The 15,065-nt window shown below is 40.7% G+C and carries 17 protein-coding genes and 2 pseudogenes; 9 read left to right on the plus strand and 10 right to left on the minus strand.

Annotated features, from left to right (window positions below; translation table 11 throughout):
- Nucleotides 1-89 precede the first annotated feature (89 nt).
- Together Q4A84_RS00915 and Q4A84_RS00920 are read left to right on the plus strand one after the other, a co-directional pair.
- Entirely contained in the window at nt 90-866 is a 777-nt protein-coding gene (locus tag Q4A84_RS00915; protein ID WP_303087047.1) for an SDR family NAD(P)-dependent oxidoreductase, read from the plus strand.
- A 225-nt stretch (nt 867-1,091) separates the two neighbouring features.
- Entirely contained in the window at nt 1,092-1,670 is a 579-nt protein-coding gene (locus Q4A84_RS00920) for an NAD(P)H-dependent oxidoreductase (RefSeq protein ID WP_303087048.1), read from the plus strand.
- Between the two features lie 199 nt (nt 1,671-1,869).
- Here the strand turns inward: Q4A84_RS00920 and Q4A84_RS00925 are convergent, their stop codons facing one another.
- The 6 genes from Q4A84_RS00925 to Q4A84_RS00950 all read right to left on the minus strand — a co-directional run bounded on the left by Q4A84_RS00925 (nt 1,870) and on the right by Q4A84_RS00950 (nt 5,676).
- Nucleotides 1,870-2,169: a hypothetical protein gene (locus tag Q4A84_RS00925; RefSeq protein ID WP_303087049.1), complete on the minus strand. Its 300-nt coding sequence runs from the start codon at nt 2,167-2,169 to the stop codon at nt 1,870-1,872.
- A gap of 101 nt (nt 2,170-2,270) precedes the next feature.
- The gene (locus Q4A84_RS00930; RefSeq protein ID WP_303087050.1) at nt 2,271-3,020 is read right to left on the minus strand and encodes an SDR family oxidoreductase; all 750 of its coding nucleotides are present in this window, start codon (nt 3,018-3,020) and stop codon (nt 2,271-2,273) included.
- Between the two features lie 29 nt (nt 3,021-3,049).
- Nucleotides 3,050-4,174: an alpha/beta hydrolase gene (locus Q4A84_RS00935; RefSeq protein WP_303087051.1), complete on the minus strand. Its 1,125-nt coding sequence runs from the start codon at nt 4,172-4,174 to the stop codon at nt 3,050-3,052.
- 66 nt (nt 4,175-4,240) lie between these two features.
- A complete protein-coding gene (locus Q4A84_RS00940; RefSeq protein ID WP_303087052.1) occupies nt 4,241-4,564 on the minus strand; it encodes a cupin domain-containing protein in 324 nt (107 codons plus the stop codon).
- A 133-nt stretch (nt 4,565-4,697) separates the two neighbouring features.
- Nucleotides 4,698-4,979, minus strand: a complete 282-nt coding sequence (locus Q4A84_RS00945; RefSeq protein ID WP_368389546.1) for a YciI family protein — start codon at nt 4,977-4,979, stop codon at nt 4,698-4,700.
- A 139-nt stretch (nt 4,980-5,118) separates the two neighbouring features.
- Nucleotides 5,119-5,676 (minus strand): NAD(P)H-dependent oxidoreductase, encoded by a 558-nt coding sequence (locus Q4A84_RS00950; RefSeq protein WP_303087053.1) that lies wholly within the window; start codon nt 5,674-5,676, stop codon nt 5,119-5,121.
- A gap of 150 nt (nt 5,677-5,826) precedes the next feature.
- Here Q4A84_RS00950 and Q4A84_RS00955 point away from each other — a divergent pair, with 150 nt between their 5' ends.
- Both Q4A84_RS00955 and Q4A84_RS00960 read left to right on the plus strand, forming a co-directional pair.
- Nucleotides 5,827-6,723, plus strand: a complete 897-nt coding sequence (locus Q4A84_RS00955; protein ID WP_303087054.1) for a LysR family transcriptional regulator — start codon at nt 5,827-5,829, stop codon at nt 6,721-6,723.
- Nucleotides 6,724-7,048: 325 nt separating this feature from the next.
- Nucleotides 7,049-7,606: a GNAT family N-acetyltransferase gene (locus Q4A84_RS00960; RefSeq protein WP_303087055.1), complete on the plus strand. Its 558-nt coding sequence runs from the start codon at nt 7,049-7,051 to the stop codon at nt 7,604-7,606.
- 75 nt (nt 7,607-7,681) lie between these two features.
- On the opposite strand, the gene Q4A84_RS00965 is transcribed toward Q4A84_RS00960, so the two are convergent.
- Nucleotides 7,682-7,981 (minus strand): YciI family protein, encoded by a 300-nt coding sequence (locus Q4A84_RS00965; RefSeq protein WP_303087056.1) that lies wholly within the window; start codon nt 7,979-7,981, stop codon nt 7,682-7,684.
- Nucleotides 7,982-8,278: 297 nt separating this feature from the next.
- Between Q4A84_RS00965 and Q4A84_RS00970 the strand changes: the two genes are divergently transcribed.
- The gene (locus tag Q4A84_RS00970) at nt 8,279-9,124 is read left to right on the plus strand and encodes a methylated-DNA--[protein]-cysteine S-methyltransferase (protein ID WP_303087057.1); all 846 of its coding nucleotides are present in this window, start codon (nt 8,279-8,281) and stop codon (nt 9,122-9,124) included.
- Nucleotides 9,117-9,746 (plus strand): alpha-ketoglutarate-dependent dioxygenase AlkB, encoded by a 630-nt coding sequence (locus Q4A84_RS00975; protein ID WP_303087058.1) that lies wholly within the window; start codon nt 9,117-9,119, stop codon nt 9,744-9,746. The genes Q4A84_RS00970 and Q4A84_RS00975 overlap by 8 nt, the downstream gene beginning before the upstream one ends.
- A 279-nt stretch (nt 9,747-10,025) precedes the next feature.
- Here the strand turns inward: Q4A84_RS00975 and Q4A84_RS00980 are convergent, their stop codons facing one another.
- Nucleotides 10,026-10,463, minus strand: coding sequence for a GNAT family N-acetyltransferase (locus Q4A84_RS00980; RefSeq protein WP_303087059.1), 438 nt, complete (start codon nt 10,461-10,463; stop codon nt 10,026-10,028).
- 41 nt (nt 10,464-10,504) lie between these two features.
- Complete coding sequence (locus tag Q4A84_RS00985; protein ID WP_303087060.1) at nt 10,505-11,056, minus strand: TetR/AcrR family transcriptional regulator; 552 nt, start codon at nt 11,054-11,056, stop codon at nt 10,505-10,507.
- A gap of 220 nt (nt 11,057-11,276) precedes the next feature.
- On the opposite strand from Q4A84_RS00985, the gene Q4A84_RS00990 reads away from it, so the two are divergent.
- Complete coding sequence (locus tag Q4A84_RS00990) at nt 11,277-12,440, plus strand: FAD-dependent monooxygenase (protein WP_303087061.1); 1,164 nt, start codon at nt 11,277-11,279, stop codon at nt 12,438-12,440.
- Between the two features lie 38 nt (nt 12,441-12,478).
- On the opposite strand, the gene Q4A84_RS00995 is transcribed toward Q4A84_RS00990, so the two are convergent.
- A complete protein-coding gene (locus Q4A84_RS00995; RefSeq protein ID WP_303087062.1) occupies nt 12,479-12,997 on the minus strand; it encodes a MarR family winged helix-turn-helix transcriptional regulator in 519 nt (172 codons plus the stop codon).
- Nucleotides 12,998-13,394: 397 nt separating this feature from the next.
- On the opposite strand from Q4A84_RS00995, the pseudogene Q4A84_RS10990 reads away from it, so the two are divergent.
- A pseudogene (locus Q4A84_RS10990) lies at nt 13,395-14,231 on the plus strand (DMT family transporter); the annotation flags it as partial.
- A gap of 344 nt (nt 14,232-14,575) precedes the next feature.
- Nucleotides 14,576-15,065, plus strand: a pseudogene (locus tag Q4A84_RS01010) (DMT family transporter); the annotation flags it as partial.

Genomic DNA, 15,065 nt, shown 5'->3' on the forward strand with positions numbered 1-15,065 from the left:
CATGCCTCTTTTTACCTTGTATTTCAATCGGCGTAGCTGATTATTTTTTAAAAGTAGGTGGAAGATACCGTTTAAAAGGAAATTGAAATATGGAAAACTTATTGGTTCATAAAAACGCAGTGATTACCGGCGGTAGCGACGGCATTGGTTTCGGTATTGCCGAAGCATTTGCTCGAAACGGCGCGAATGTTACGCTTATCGGGCGTAATCAGAACAAACTGGCCGATGCTCGTAAGAAATTGGCACGTTATCCGGTGGAGGTGCATCTCATTGCTGCCGATTTGCAAGACAGCGCATTACTAGACAATGTTGCCGAAAAGTGTCTCACACTTTGTTCACAGATTGATATCTTGGTTAATAACGCCGGCATTGGCCGCTTTACTCCTTTCGTCGATACAGATGAAAATCTGTTTGACACTCATTTCAATCTTAATATTAAAGCACCCTATTTCCTTACCCAAAAGCTTTTGCCGCAATTGATCAGCACTCGGGGCAATGTCATCAATATTTCATCCTATTTCTCTCACAGGATGTTTCCCGGGCGCACAAATACGGCTTATTCCGCAACCAAAGGCGCACTTGATTCTTTTACCAAAGCATTGGCTTTTGAAATCGGCCATACAGGCGTGCGGGTAAATGCCATCGCCCCGGGAAGCGTGGAAACTGCGCAGCTAAAACATAATCTGAGCGTGATGCCAGCAGAAAAACAACAAGCATTCCATAAAATGATAGAAACCATCTATCCGCTACAACACATCGGCAGTATCAAGGATATTGGGGAAGCAGCCGTCTTTCTCGCTTCGGATGCCGCCAAATGGATTACCGGAACCATATTATCCGTAGACGGCGGGTTAACAACAAATTAAAGTTAAGCATTTTAAAAGCCTGTCTGGAATTTTTCAGATAGGCTTTTTTGATTATGATTCATGTTTCCCTATTTGCAGGTAAGGTAAGCAAAAGGAAAATGAATTTTCAAATCTGTAAATTGAGAAAGATATTCCCAATGCTAAAATTTTTATTTTTTGAAAGCCATAAAAAGTGCTACAATAAACTTATTCCGTAGTAATATCCCACAGGAGTAATACCAATTTATGGCTTCAACAACGATTATTTATGCTCATCCTTATGATAAAAGCTTTAATCATGCGATTTTGGAACGAGTACAAGAATTACTTAATGTCCAAAATGAGCCGTTCCAGTTGATCAATTTATATACTGATGGTTTCAATCCCGTATATAGCCAAGAAGAACTCGCTTTATTTAACCAAGGTAAAACGCTTGACCCCTTGATATTAAAATATCAGAAAATACTTAAAGAAACCGATAGATTGATTTTTATTTTTCCTATTTGGTGGGCGAATGTCCCTGCTATCGTAAAAGGTTTTTTTGATAAAGTATTTTTAAAAACATTTGCTTATATTGAGAATAATTCAGGTTCACTGAAAGGACTATTATCAAACATTCAAGAAACGATTGTGATTAGTACTTCTACCGCACCAACTTTTTATCTTAAATATTTTTGTGGCAATACAATTGGCAAAGCAATGCTTGGACATACCATTAAAAGTATTGGGGTAAAAAAACGTCGCTGGATTAACTGTGGTCGTGCCAACTTAGTTAGCCAAAAGAAGCGAACGCAATTCCTAACCAGCTTGGAAAAATATATTTAAAATATATTATGACAATCTAAAAGCCTTGTCTGAAATTTTGCAGACAAGGCTTTTAGTATTTTATTCAACAAGTAAAACTATTTCATATATTTTGCCAAGAAATTCAACACAGTTTCCGGTTCACGACCAAACTAATTGTAGCCGTCTTTAAAGCGTCGGGGCGTACCCTCAATCAAGAATAGCTCTTTTTCTTTGGTGCCTAGCATATCAAATGTTTTTTTTTGCGTGTCCATACATTGTCCAAAACCTGCACAATCATAGTAGGCATGGTCACTTTATGCGCCCAAAGTTGCGGCGTCATTTCGGCAGCGGTAAATGCACCCATTCTCAAAAGCTCAAGATCAATCAGTTCCTGATATTGTTGTACGCCTTGCAATTCGCTGAACGCATCAAATATCGCGCTCATGGAAACCATCATCGGGCTAATAACCATGCATTTCACATTGGCGAATAGCTCAGAGCGCTCGAAAATAGCGCGGTATTGCGAATTGCTGCCCATAACATTGGCTGTATAAACCCACCGTCATTTTGGATAGCTCAGCAAGCCTATCCATTGATAGATTCAAAATATGCAGATAACTTTAAGCTGTTTGCTATATATTAAAACTCTTGTCGTGTCGGGCGAACGGTAATCTCATTTACAGCCACATCATCAGGTTGTTCGATTGCATACGTGACAGCCCGGGCAATACTATCTGCAGGAATTCCATTCGCTTCATAAAAGGCTTGAATGCCAGCCGCACTTTCTTTATCTGTGCTTTGTAGCTTCAATTCGCTATCCACCGCTCCCGGATAAATCGTCGTCACACGAATATTGTCTGCTGCGACTTCTTGACGTAATCCTTCTGAAATGGCTTTTACTGCAAATTTAGTTCCACTATAAACCGAACCAATACCTGCTAAAACACGCAACCCTGCCACCGATGAGATATTAATAATCTGGCCGCTTTTTTGAGCTTGTAATATCGGCAATACAGCTGCAATGCCATACAACACGCCTTTTACGTTCACATCAATCATGGTATCCCATTCATCGGTACGCAATTTTGCCAACGGCGCCATGAGCATCACACCTGCGTTATTGATCAACACATCAATTTTTCCAAATGCTTTTATCGCTTGATCAGCAATATTTTGCACTTCTGCTTGTTTCGCCACATCAGCCACCACCACCAAGGCTTTACCTCCTTTGGCGGTAATAATTTCAGCTACTAAAGCATTTAAACGTTCTGCTCGACGAGCGGCTAGAACAACTTTTGCACCTTTTTCTGCCAGATGGCAAGCCATAGATTCGCTCAACCCGCTTGACGCGCCAGTAATAATGACTACTTTATCTTGAATATTGTTCATTTAGGTATTCTAATTAAATGATGGTTGAATTATTTCAAATTTGCTTTAAAGAAGTTGTCTATTGTTGCAAACGGAATTTTTTTCATGTTGTCATACAAATCGACATGATCAGTATTTGGCACAATAACTAATGTTTTCGTTTGTGCATTTTTTGCCAGTTTATAAACATCTTCTGAATAATATTTTGAGTGCGCATTCTCTCCTGTTACTAACATTAATGGTTGTTTCAAACGTTCGATATTGTCGATTAAATTAAAGTTAAAAAATGAAACAGGTGTGGTTGCAGTCCAAGCGCTAGTGGAATTAATTGAACGCTTATGATAGCCTTGATTAGGTTGCTTATAATATTCCCAAAAGCGACTTAAAATAGGATTCGCATTAGCCGGCAACTGATCAGGTAATCCTGTTTTTACAGGAATAAGATTTCCTTTTTCATCAAAAATTATTTCATGTAAACCAATATCAAAGCGTCTATTGGATGCATCTTCCCAACGTTGATTGCTTAAATAATCTTTGATTTTTTCTTGTTGTTCTGGCGTATAAGAATCTAAATATCCTTTTGTAATACTGCGACTCATATCATACATTGCAGAAACCACCACAGCTTTTACCCTTGTATCCGTTGCAGTTGCTGTAATACCCATTCCACTCAAACCGCATATGGCTAAAATACCAATACGATTACGATCAACATTATTCTGTAATCCCAAATAATCTATCGCTGCACTGAAATCTTCAGTAAAGATCTCTGGAGATGCGACATTACGCACCGCACCACCGCTTTCACCAGTAAATGACGGATCAAATGCTAATGTTAGATAACCACGCTCCGCCATTGTTTGCGCATACATTCCTGAAACCTGTTCTTTAACCGCGCCAAAAGGACCACTTAACACCAAAGCTGGTAACCGACCTTTAGCATTCTTTGGATAATAAATATCTGCAACAATATCTATGCCAAAGCGATTTTTAAAAGTCACCTTTTTATGCTCAACTTTATGGCTCTGCTTAAAAGTTTTATTCCAACTCTGTGTGATAGAGGGTTTTGATTCCACTTTTATAGCCAAATCTTGAGAAAATGTTGATGTAGCCATCGCCAACGTTGCCATAATAACTGTGCTACTTAATAATCTACTCGAGCCTGCTAATTTCATATTACCTCCAGTTTAATATTATGAAATTTTATGATCGCAAACGCCTATTGATTTTCATCTCGTTGCTTATGCATGAATTAAATTTGCTTCGTCATATTCTTGCTGGCTCACACCTTCAAACCATTTTGCATTACCTGCAGTAATGGCAATATGAGTAAACCAAGAATCTTTTGTCGCACCATGCCAATGTTTAACCGATTCTTGAATTACGATAACATCACCCGCTTTCAAACGTTGGGCTGGCTGGCCTTCTTCTTGATAAAAGCCCTCTCCCGCTGTAACTAACAGAATCTGGTAGCCATTTTCGTGACAATGCCAATTATTACGACAACCTGGTTCGAAGGTAATATTGGCTACATTTACTTGCTTATCTGGAGATGCTGCTAGCATGGCAAGATGCGAATCTCCAATAAAAAAATCTTTGTAATCAATATTTAGATCGCCAATGGGAAAATAGCTTGTTCTTGATAAGTTTTCATTTATAGCTCCTTAAACTTTACAAAACAAAAGAATTTTTCTAATTTTATTTTTCTACAAATATATGAATATTTTCTGCTAGCATATTCGCTTTAAACTCTCTAATCTGATAAGTAGCTAAACCCTGTGGATAATAAACATCTTCTTGCAAAATATTATCTAACTGCTCACGGTTTTCAGCTTGAGCAATAATTACACCAGCATTATCTTTGTCAAGGTAAGGGCCTAATAACAAAAAATTGCCTGCCTGAAAACGTTTTGCAAACCAAGCCCTATGCTGACTCAATAATTCATCTGCCTGTTCTGATGCAATTTTTCCAACATTTATTGAATATCAATAATATACATTATTTACTCCTAAAAATTCCGTAATGAAATAAGGTTATATTCTGGGCGTTCTGCCATCACACGATTGAGATAGCGGTTTAAGAAGTTTCACTCATAACTGTGCCATTACAATATTCTACTCATTGTAAAGACTGGATTTTCTCAATAACTGTTGCTGCATATTCACGCGCTTGTTGCTGTTGTTCCGCAACTTTAGCCTCATCACGACCGACATAACTTACACCGTTCATATACATTGGCACTTGATAATCTAATCCGCATAATGCCGTCGTACTTTCAAATACAGAACAATAATCCTCAATATGATGCAACATAACGTTATCAGGGGAATACAAGGCTTTTGGAGCACCTGTTGTAAACGACAACAATAATTTTTTTCCACTTAGTTGTGCTGTTGAGCCATGCGCAAAGCCGTGTACAAACACATCATCCAACCATTTTTTCATCAATGCGGGCAAGGAATACCAATGAAAAGGGAATTGCCACACAATCACATCGGCATTCGCTAAAGCATTTTGTTCGGCTTGTACATCAATTTGAAAGTCGGGATAAAGCTCGTCTAACTTACGAATCTCCGCATTAGGCAGTGCTTTAGCAAGTTCCTCCAAAATAATTTGGTTTGCTACGGAATTTTGAAGGTTGGGATGACCTGAGATAATGAGCATATTTTTCATCATGAATTTCCTTGACTACGTTCATTTGTTTTGACGAATGCATTATAGGCAATGATTTATATCTTTAAAATGAATAAATATAGATATATGTATTCCTATTTCAGGAATAATAAAGTATCATCTATCATATTCAAACAGCTTTGAGAAGAAATTATGCTGAATAAACTAGAAGCATTACGTTATTTTCTAACCTCAGCAGAAACCTTACATTTCAAAGAAACTGCCGTCAGAATGTCTGTTTCTCCTCAAGTAGTGACTCGAATTATTGCCGAATTGGAAAATGAATTCGGTGAAAAACTTTTTCTGCGTGATACACGCAATATTAAGCTCACCGACTTTGCCGAACAACTGATACCCAAGGCACAAAAGCTGTTGGCAGACAGTGAAAATTTATTCAACCAACATCCCAATCAAGATGAGATGGCAGGCATTGTTCGAATTACCTTACCAACGCTGCCTGAAAATCAATATGTTCTTGCCGCTTTAATGAAAAAAATCAGCCCTTATCCTGAGCTGATTATTGATTGGAAAACTGACACTGCGAAATTACACTTTATTGAAGATAAAATTGATATCGGCCTCCGTATTGGCTTAGAGCCAGATCCTCGTCTAATTGTGCGGCGCTTAGGTTATGTTTATGAACGTATTATTGCAGCGCCAGGCTTATTAGAACGATTAGGTACACCTAAGAACTTAGAAGATTTAGCTGAAAACTACCCTTTAAGTGGGTTTTATAACAGTGAAACAGGCAAAGCATGGGATTGGCTTATCGGAGAACAACAACGGTTACATCCACAAAAATTTCGTTTCATCGCCAATAGCGCCGACAGTGAACTTGCTGTTGTTCTTGCGGGTAGATGTGTCGCAATGCTGCCTGAAAATTTTATTAAAACCTATTTGGAAAATGGCGAACTGATATCGCTTTTCCCTAATCTTGCCACACAACCTTGGTTGGTTTACCTCTACCGCCCCTATCAAGCCACACCGCCCAAGCGGGTGCTTTTTGTATTTGATATTTTGACTGAAATTTTTAAGGAAATTTATAAATAAAGAATGACTACATTATTAGAAACCACAGAATTTTTTGATAAGGAAATAGAACTTAATGAAAGTTATTTTGGGCGGTACTCGAAAAGGAAAAAACAGTCGTAGTGTAGCTGGAAACAGCTGTATTTTGCTTATTAAAACGTAACGACAAGGTTCATGCCCTTTATGGTTAAAGAGCGCCAAATCAAATCTATTACTGCGAGTATAACCAAGTCTGATAACATTATTTATACTGATAGCTATAAAGATTATGATACACCGGCTGAGACGGCAAAATGTTAACATTCCGACGCTAATCTGCCCTTAACAAATTTATGAGTGCATATCGATGCTAGAAACGAAACGATTACGCCTGCGACAATGGAAGGATGAGGATTATCCTGCATATGCCCGACTGAATGCAGACCCGATGGTAATGCGCTACTTCCCCAAGACGCTATCCATGCAGGAAAGCTATAAACAAGCCGATAAGTTGCGTTCGCTGATAACAGAAAGAAGTTGGGGAGTGTGGGCGATGGAGTTGAAAGTTAGCGGTGAATTTATCGGGATATGCGGCTTGCACACACAAGCTGCTGCTGACAGCGGTATTTCTCATGCGCCTCTGACAGAGATCGTCTGGCGCATTCTAGCTGCTCACTGGGGAAAGGGCTATGCGCCTGAAGCAGCAAGACGGGTCTTGCAGTTTGCCTTTGAAGATCAGGCGCTGGATACGGTGTATTCCTTTACGGCACAGGTTAATACGCCATCACAGCGGGTAATGATTAAAGCCGGCATGGAAAATACCGGCGAGGAGTTTAATCATCCCAAACTAGAAAACGGGCATGAGCTTGAGCAACACTGCCTTTATGTCATGACTAAGGAGCACTGGTTGGCAAGCAATTGCTGATTGTTAGTTCTGCATGAGCAAAAGAGCTGACACGGTTTCATGACGCTTTCCCGCTTTCTGCCTAAAATAAATGATCTATTGCTTTTCTTTATCCGCAAAACTTGCCAACTCCTTAGCAGTTTTTGTCGGAATAAATTCCGTAATTCTATATTCTCCAATATTCGCCTGATAAAACGGATCTTCGCTGACGATTTTTTCAATTTCCATTCGGTTGGCCGCCCTGGCAATAATCACGCCACCCTCACGAGGTTCTTTCCTGCCTGAAAAGAGAAAAGCGCCTTGTGCATAATAATGATCCAGATAATCACGGTGTGCAGCCAAATGTCGTTCAATTTCACTCAACTCGGCGGTGTAGTGGATATCGATAATAAACATATTTCTGTCCTTGTTAAACAAATTAGAAAAGCCTTGTCTCTGTTTTTAGCACGTCGCTAACAATTACCCCTAATTAATATAATACTAAACAATCTTGCGATAAAAATTCTTCAAAAATAAGCCTAAATTTACCTTGGCTCAAGAATATTCAAATTTGAACTTGCAAACAATGTAACAACGAAAGCTTTATAACTAAATGTCATTAACAGTCATTCATCAAATTCACAAGAAACGGGTCGATTTCGACGCATAAGGTCTTTATACTCAATTTAGATTAGTTACTTTGAGGAGAAAGGTATGTCAGAATCAAAACTTTCGAAACAGTATACGCGCGTGAGCAGTGCAATCGAATATTTATACGATAACGCCCATTACCAACCAAGTTTAGAAGAAATTGCAAAACAAGTTCATCTGAGTCCTGCATATTTTCAAAAAGTATTTACTCAATTTACAGGGTTAAGCCCCAAACAAATGCTGTCTTACCTTAATGTAGAAATGGCTAAACAGTATCTTTCTAGCTCAAAAAGTTTGATGCAAACTGCATTGGCAACAGGCTTGAGCGGCACGGGACGATTGCATGATTTATTTATAAAAATTGAAGGGATGACGCCATTTGAATATAAAAACGGCGGCGTAAATCTAACGATTTACTATGCCTTTTTAAACAGCCCGTTAGGCGAATTGTTAATTGCCAACACGGATAAAGGCATTTGCTTTATGCACTTTGTTGATGACCAGCAAAAAAGCCTGTCTGAATTGATGACAACTTATCCGCAAGCGCAATTTTTAGCACAATTTCATATATTGCAGCAACAAGCAATGTCGTTTTTTAATGAAACACCACAAGGGCTAACCTTACACATCAAGGGTACGCCATTTCAATTGAAAGTCTGGCAAGCCTTGCTTTCCATCCCCTCAGGGCAATTAAGCAGCTACGATGAAATTGCCGAGCAAATCGATTGTCACAATGCTGCTCGTGCAGTAGGCAGTGCGGTAGGAAAAAATCCGATTGCAATATTGATTCCATGCCATAGAGTTATTAAAAAGAACGGCATTATTGGCCAATATCGTTGGGGACGCAGTCGAAAAATGATTTTGTTAGCGCAAGAATTTGCCAAACAGGAAAAACACGCAAATGAATAATGATGATTTATTTGAAACACCAAATCAGCCTACGGCAAACTTGTTACCTTATGATGGAGAGGTAAATGATTACGGTGTGATTTTTGATTGTAAAAAATCCGACGCATATTATCTACAACTATTGCAACAGATCGCGTGGCAACACGACACCGCTGTTATATATGGGAAGAGGATTACCACAGCCCGACAAGTCGCTTGGTATGGCGAAAAGAATTTCAACTATCACTATTCCGGCGCTACGCGTACAGCATTACCGTGGACAGACAGTTTACTGGAATTGAAACAGATTGTTGAACAGCATTTGGCAACAATTAGCCCTACTCTATTTAACTCTTGTCTGCTTAATTTATATACAGATGGCAACCAAGGCATGGCTTGGCATAGTGATGATGAAAAATGTTTAATTAAAAATGGTGTTATTGCTTCTTTGAGCTTTGGAGCAACACGCAAATTTGCTTTTCGACATAAGAAAGACAAACAAAAAATAGATTTATGGCTTAAGCATGGGCAGTTGATTGTTATGAAAGGAACAACTCAAACTTATTGGCAGCACGCCGTTATGAAAAGCACTCGCATCAATCAGCCACGTATCAACCTGACTTTTAGGACAATGGTGGGATAAGAACAGCTACTAGAATATGCTGAAATATCGCTAAAAAATTACCAATTATGGGTAATTAACACATATTAATTTGAGCTATTAACTTTATCTAAGTATGTAATAATTATTTTTATCCGAAATTATCCGATAATAGAATTCTTTTGCCGTTGAAGAATTATAAAAGCGCAATTTTTTTTGGGAAGAGACATGAACATCAATCACCTTGTTTTACTTGAAATAAATTTGGAAAGATAGCCCCTCAAGTTCTAACTTGATATTTTCAGACAGGCTTTTACATCATCATAACGCCATTCTCATATGAACATGCGTAATGCCTGCCTCTTCAAACACTTCGCCAAATGGTTCAAAGCCCATTTTTTCATAGAATCCGCGAGCGCTGATTTGGGCGTGCAGCTCGATAAGCAGATAATTTTGTTGTTTGGCAAAATCAATGGCGGCTTCTAAAAGCACTTTCCCCAACTGTCTGCCGCGATGCGCTTCTAAAACAGCCATGCGCTGTAAAATCACTTTTTCTCTTCCCGGTTCAGGCAATATGCGGCATGTTGCAGTAGCCTGATTATGCTCGTCATAAAGCACAAAATGAATGCAAACCGCTTCATTTTCATCAATCTCCAACGACAAAGGCACGCCCTGCTCTTCAACAAAAACAGTTTTCCTAATAGCAACGGCATCCGAATAAATCGGCGAAGTAATATCATCGGTATAAAGAATTTTCATAATGGTTGTGCCCATTCTGATCAATAGTGGAGCTAATTTTTCTATTTCAGCTCAACAATTTCCAACATCTCATGCCAATCAACAAAGGTATTGGAAACAGGCATGATTTCTCCGCGTTCAAAAAAATATTTGGCACTATTCAGCGCCAGAGTGGCAAATAAAGTTGCTTGAAAATCACGCTCTTTTGCTATGCCGGTGCGTCGATTGGCCAGCTCGATAAAGCCTTGTTTTAACATCTGTTGCATATCGGCATAAAGATGATGGCGCTTGGTTTCAATCTTCCACAAAGCCAAAACCAATTGTCTGCGTTCAAAGAAAAACGGCGTTGCATTTTGCAACAGCTCTTTCAGATTGGCAGTTTCTTGCCGCTTGTCGATTAAAGATTGATATTCCAACAGAAAATTCTGAATAAGCTGCCCGACCAAATCATCTTTTCCCGAATAATAAGTGTAAAAAGTTTTTCGGTTAATCATGGCGCGCTCTATCAATTCTTGCACGCTGATTTCCAAATAAGTTTTTTCTGCCAGTAGCTGAATCAAGGCATTTTCAATGGCTTTCAGGGTTTTTTGTACGCGTAAATCATGCTTTGCCATATCGACTCTGCCTCGGTAACATTTTTTAATTGATATGTTCCATTATACCTACACTTTTACAAATTTGTAGGCATAAAGGTATAACACTATCTCCCGTTGTCCGTACTATTCTGCAATTTAATCTCCTAAACTGCGCTTCATTAGAAACCAATTTATCTTAACCAATAGGCTGCATAAGGTTTTCAGACGGCCTATTGGTTCATTACGAGAGTATTCAACTATGAAAACAGCATTGATTGTTGGCGCAGGCATCGGTGGCATGGCAGCGGCTATCGCTTTGAAACAACAAGGATGGCAGCCGATTATTATCGAACGTGCTAAATCGCGTCGTACCGGCGGTTATTTTATCGGTCTCCAACCTGCCGGACGGGAAGCAGCGGAGAAGCTAGGCGTCATGGCAGGCATTACCACCCGCACGCCCAAACGCTCTGCCAACTGGGATATTCTGCCCGACGGCAGCCGCTTACGCGTTGCTGGATTTGCCGATCAGCTGACCCGCCCTGCCGTGCTTTTGCGTGGCGACGCGGAAGAAGGATTATGGCAAGGCATACAAACACACGGTATCGAGATATGGTTTGACTGTAGCCCGGTTGCACTTGAGAATCGCGGCCAACAAGTATGGGCAAAGCTCAATCGCGAAGGTCAAGAATTAGAAGCCGAATTTGATTTGGTTATCGGCGCGGACGGCCTGCGCTCAACCGTTAGACGTTTGGCTTTCGGCGCACATGAAGAATTCATGCAACCTTTAGGTATGATGATTTGCGCATACCAATTGCAAAACGGCATTAACGGCTTTGCCGAACAAGATGGCGTGATGATATGCCAGAAGAAACGTTCGCTATGGGTCTTTCCGTTGGAAGATCACAGCCCCACCGCCCTTTTTACTTATCGCACCGACGATATTAATGCACAATTCGTTGAGCCTGCCGACAAAACATTGCTTCGGGTTTATCAAGATATGGAGCAAGACGGCATTATCAATGAAGCATTAAGCGATTTAAGACAAAGCAGCGATTATCTGTTCGACAGCGTTAATATGGTTAAAATGCCCAAATGGCACAACGGCAGAATCGTTTTACTTGGTGATGCCGCATGGTGTTTGACACTGTATTCGGGCATGGGCGCAACCGCAGCTATGAAAGGCGGTTACGAACTGGGCAAGGCCTTGGCAGCACAATCGGATATTCCCGCAGCGTTGACAACATGGGAAAAAATCATGCGCCCGTTTGTACACAAACACCAACTACTCGTACCGCTAAAATCACAGCTTTTTGTGCCTGCCAACGGATTAACCTCTCTTTTACGCCGTATTGTGCTGCGTTTATTAGGCATCAAAATGCGCAAAAATAAGGAAAAAGCCATCGCTTTAAAACAAAAAGCATAAGTTGTTTGCTTGAGAAAGGCTTTCAGACGGCCTTTAAATCAACCTTTATCCAGAGTTTCCAACACCTTCAGCAGCGCGGTTAATCCTTCGTTTAACTGCTGTTGCTGATCTTCTGACAAAGCGGACAAAATTCGTTTTTCATTTTCCACATGCGGGTACACGACTTTCTCAACCAATTCCTTACCACTGTCTGTGAGCTGTACCAACATACTGCGTGCATCATTAGGGTTTGGTAAGCGAGAAATCAACCCTTCCGCCTCCATTCGTTGAAGCCGGGTAGTCAGAGTGCCTGAGGTAATCATCATCGAATTAAACAATGCGGTCGGAGTCAAACAATAAGGGCTGCCTGAACGGCGCAGCGTTGCCAATACATCAAAGGCAGGGCGGCATAGCCCATATTGCTCAAAAACGCTTTCTATACGATGTTCTCCCAATAATACACAGCGTTTTAACCGCCCAAATACAGCCATTGGTGCAGCATCTATTTCGGATAGTTCTTTCTGCCATTGCGCGACGATGTCGTCAAGTGCATCAGTTTCTTTTTTGGATTCATTCATTTATTTAATCTTCTCCGTTTGATTTTCGGCATCTATATTTTATCTTGAAACTAAAATAAAGCGGGTGTTATATTTAGGTTCTGTTTTCATTTGGTGCTGAGATACGGGCTGAAAATCAGCATTTCATAGCAATCCTCTATTCTGCTAAACGGTAGCTGCAAGTTAGGCTGCTGATACTGTTTCACAAGTTTGGTGTATATGCGGAAAAATTGTAGAAATGTACCCATATGCATCCATCTTATAAAGATATAGCCCGTTATTATCTTATTGATATTGTTACCTAAAGATATACCATCATAACAAGCCATTGTAAGGAGTTTAATACATTATGCAAACACAGCATTGGCGCATTCATTTGCAGATGATTGGCGTGACATTTTTTTAGGGAGCATCGTGGTCATGGGGGCGTATTATTGTACAGGCCATACCGCCATTAACAGCTGCCTCTATCCGCTTTTTTATCGCAACCTCAGCGTTGTTATGTTGGCTGTTGTTACGTCAAGGTGCGGCGCCACTTGTCGCCTTAAAAGCGAAGCAGTGGTTGAGTCTGGCACTGTCAGCTGCTTTTGGTGTATTCGGCTATGCCATCTTTTTTATGCTGGCTTTGCAATCCGTGCCGGCAGGTAAGGCGGTAACGGTGGCGGCACTCAATCCGGTGTTGCCTTTGCTTCTCGCCGCATGGCTGTTTAAGGAGCGATTGAATATTGGCGTATTATTAGGGATGGTGCTATCCGTAACTGGTGCATTGATAGCCATTTCCCACGGTCATCCGATACAGTTATTTGCAGGCGGTGTCGGCAAAGGCGAGTATTTACTGTTGTGTACGGTGCTGTGCTGGACGGGCTATACGCTGCTCGGTCGTATGGTTTTGAAGGATATAAGTCCGCTACTGACAACCACTATTACCGCTTTTTTCGGCGCATGGTTTTTATTCGCAGCAGCGCTGTTTTATGAAGGCACACAGGCTTGGACGATTGCCTTGCAAGCACCAATTTCAGTTTGGTTGTGTTTGCTCGCGATGGGTTTGGGTGCAACTGCGCTGACGTATTTGTGGTTTTTTGCAGGGGTGCATGCGCTTGGCGTCGGTACTGCTTCCGCTTATATTGCGCTGGTACCTGTTGTAGGCATTTTAATTGCCGCTCTGTGGCTGGGTGAGGCGCTAGATTTTAGTTTGTTATTCGGTGGTGCACTAGCTGTTAGCGGAACATTGCTGATGAATTTAGCGAAACTCTGAATCTTTTTTTGCCGCTGTGTGCAATTTTTTTTGTGATGTAGCTTAGGGGCTTTTCTAGGTTTTCCGATACTCACACGATGATAGTCTCGCCATCGGCGGTTTAATTTTAGTTTGTGTGTTTTTTGGTTTGGGTAGCCTCATGATTGTGTTCGCACCGCTTTACAGTTTTGTCATGAGTTTCTGGCAGCTATTTGTTGGTGCACTGGCCTTCGCCGGCTTGATATATCGGCAAGAAACGACTTTTCATTATCACGCAACAGCGTCGTATTTACCGCCTTAGTCGGTGTTTTTTTTTGAATTTTGCTTTGGCACTTTGTGAAGATAGCCATGCGATAGGCATCTGTATGTTGATCTGGGGGTCAACTTATCTGGCAACGGTCGCGTTTCTGCCGCCAGACCGTCCGTTTACCGTAGCATTAATACGGGTACTCGCAACGTCGCTTACCTTGTAAGCGTGATTGGCCAAAAGTGTTTATTTTAGGCGCACTTAATATCGGTTTTTTCCAAGCAATGTTGTTTGTTGCTGCATATCGCTTATCAGGCGGTCTGGCAGCTATTTTAAATTCAACACAAACTTTAATGGTGCTGGCTTTAACTTGGCTAGCAGGTAAACAATCGTTTCCCAAAAGCACTTGGCAGGCTGCCGGTTTGGGTGTGTTTGGCATCGCGTTATTAGTTTATTCACCACAAGCACAATTCGATACGGTCGGCATTATCGCTGCGTTGTTAAGTGCTGTTTCTATGGTGACGGGTGGCTTTCTTTACCAACATTGGAAAATACAATTGCCCGTTTTAGCACTTACCGGCTGGCAACTATTGTTTGGCGGCTTGTGC

The sequence above is a fragment of the Neisseria sp. genome, assembly GCF_030527965.1.
Lineage (GTDB): Bacteria > Pseudomonadota > Gammaproteobacteria > Burkholderiales > Neisseriaceae > Neisseria.

What these genes read in the sequence shown, in the direction of transcription:
- Q4A84_RS00915 (WP_303087047.1), top strand. Translation starts at nt 90, where the DNA reads ATGGAAAACTTATTGGTTCATAAAAACGCAGTGATTACCGGCGGTAGC.
- Q4A84_RS00920 (WP_303087048.1), top strand. Translation starts at nt 1,092, where the DNA reads ATGGCTTCAACAACGATTATTTATGCTCATCCTTATGATAAAAGCTTT.
- Q4A84_RS00925 (WP_303087049.1), bottom strand. Translation starts at nt 2,169, where the DNA reads ATGGGCAGCAATTCGCAATACCGCGCTATTTTCGAGCGCTCTGAGCTA.
- Q4A84_RS00930 (WP_303087050.1), bottom strand. Translation starts at nt 3,020, where the DNA reads ATGAACAATATTCAAGATAAAGTAGTCATTATTACTGGCGCGTCAAGC.
- Q4A84_RS00935 (WP_303087051.1), bottom strand. Translation starts at nt 4,174, where the DNA reads ATGAAATTAGCAGGCTCGAGTAGATTATTAAGTAGCACAGTTATTATG.
- Q4A84_RS00940 (WP_303087052.1), bottom strand. Translation starts at nt 4,564, where the DNA reads ATGCTAGCAGCATCTCCAGATAAGCAAGTAAATGTAGCCAATATTACC.
- Q4A84_RS00950 (WP_303087053.1), bottom strand. Translation starts at nt 5,676, where the DNA reads ATGATGAAAAATATGCTCATTATCTCAGGTCATCCCAACCTTCAAAAT.
- Q4A84_RS00955 (WP_303087054.1), top strand. Translation starts at nt 5,827, where the DNA reads ATGCTGAATAAACTAGAAGCATTACGTTATTTTCTAACCTCAGCAGAA.
- Q4A84_RS00960 (WP_303087055.1), top strand. Translation starts at nt 7,049, where the DNA reads ATGCTAGAAACGAAACGATTACGCCTGCGACAATGGAAGGATGAGGAT.
- Q4A84_RS00965 (WP_303087056.1), bottom strand. Translation starts at nt 7,981, where the DNA reads ATGTTTATTATCGATATCCACTACACCGCCGAGTTGAGTGAAATTGAA.
- Q4A84_RS00970 (WP_303087057.1), top strand. Translation starts at nt 8,279, where the DNA reads ATGTCAGAATCAAAACTTTCGAAACAGTATACGCGCGTGAGCAGTGCA.
- Q4A84_RS00975 (WP_303087058.1), top strand. Translation starts at nt 9,117, where the DNA reads ATGAATAATGATGATTTATTTGAAACACCAAATCAGCCTACGGCAAAC.
- Q4A84_RS00980 (WP_303087059.1), bottom strand. Translation starts at nt 10,463, where the DNA reads ATGAAAATTCTTTATACCGATGATATTACTTCGCCGATTTATTCGGAT.
- Q4A84_RS00985 (WP_303087060.1), bottom strand. Translation starts at nt 11,056, where the DNA reads ATGGCAAAGCATGATTTACGCGTACAAAAAACCCTGAAAGCCATTGAA.
- Q4A84_RS00990 (WP_303087061.1), top strand. Translation starts at nt 11,277, where the DNA reads ATGAAAACAGCATTGATTGTTGGCGCAGGCATCGGTGGCATGGCAGCG.
- Q4A84_RS00995 (WP_303087062.1), bottom strand. Translation starts at nt 12,997, where the DNA reads ATGAATGAATCCAAAAAAGAAACTGATGCACTTGACGACATCGTCGCG.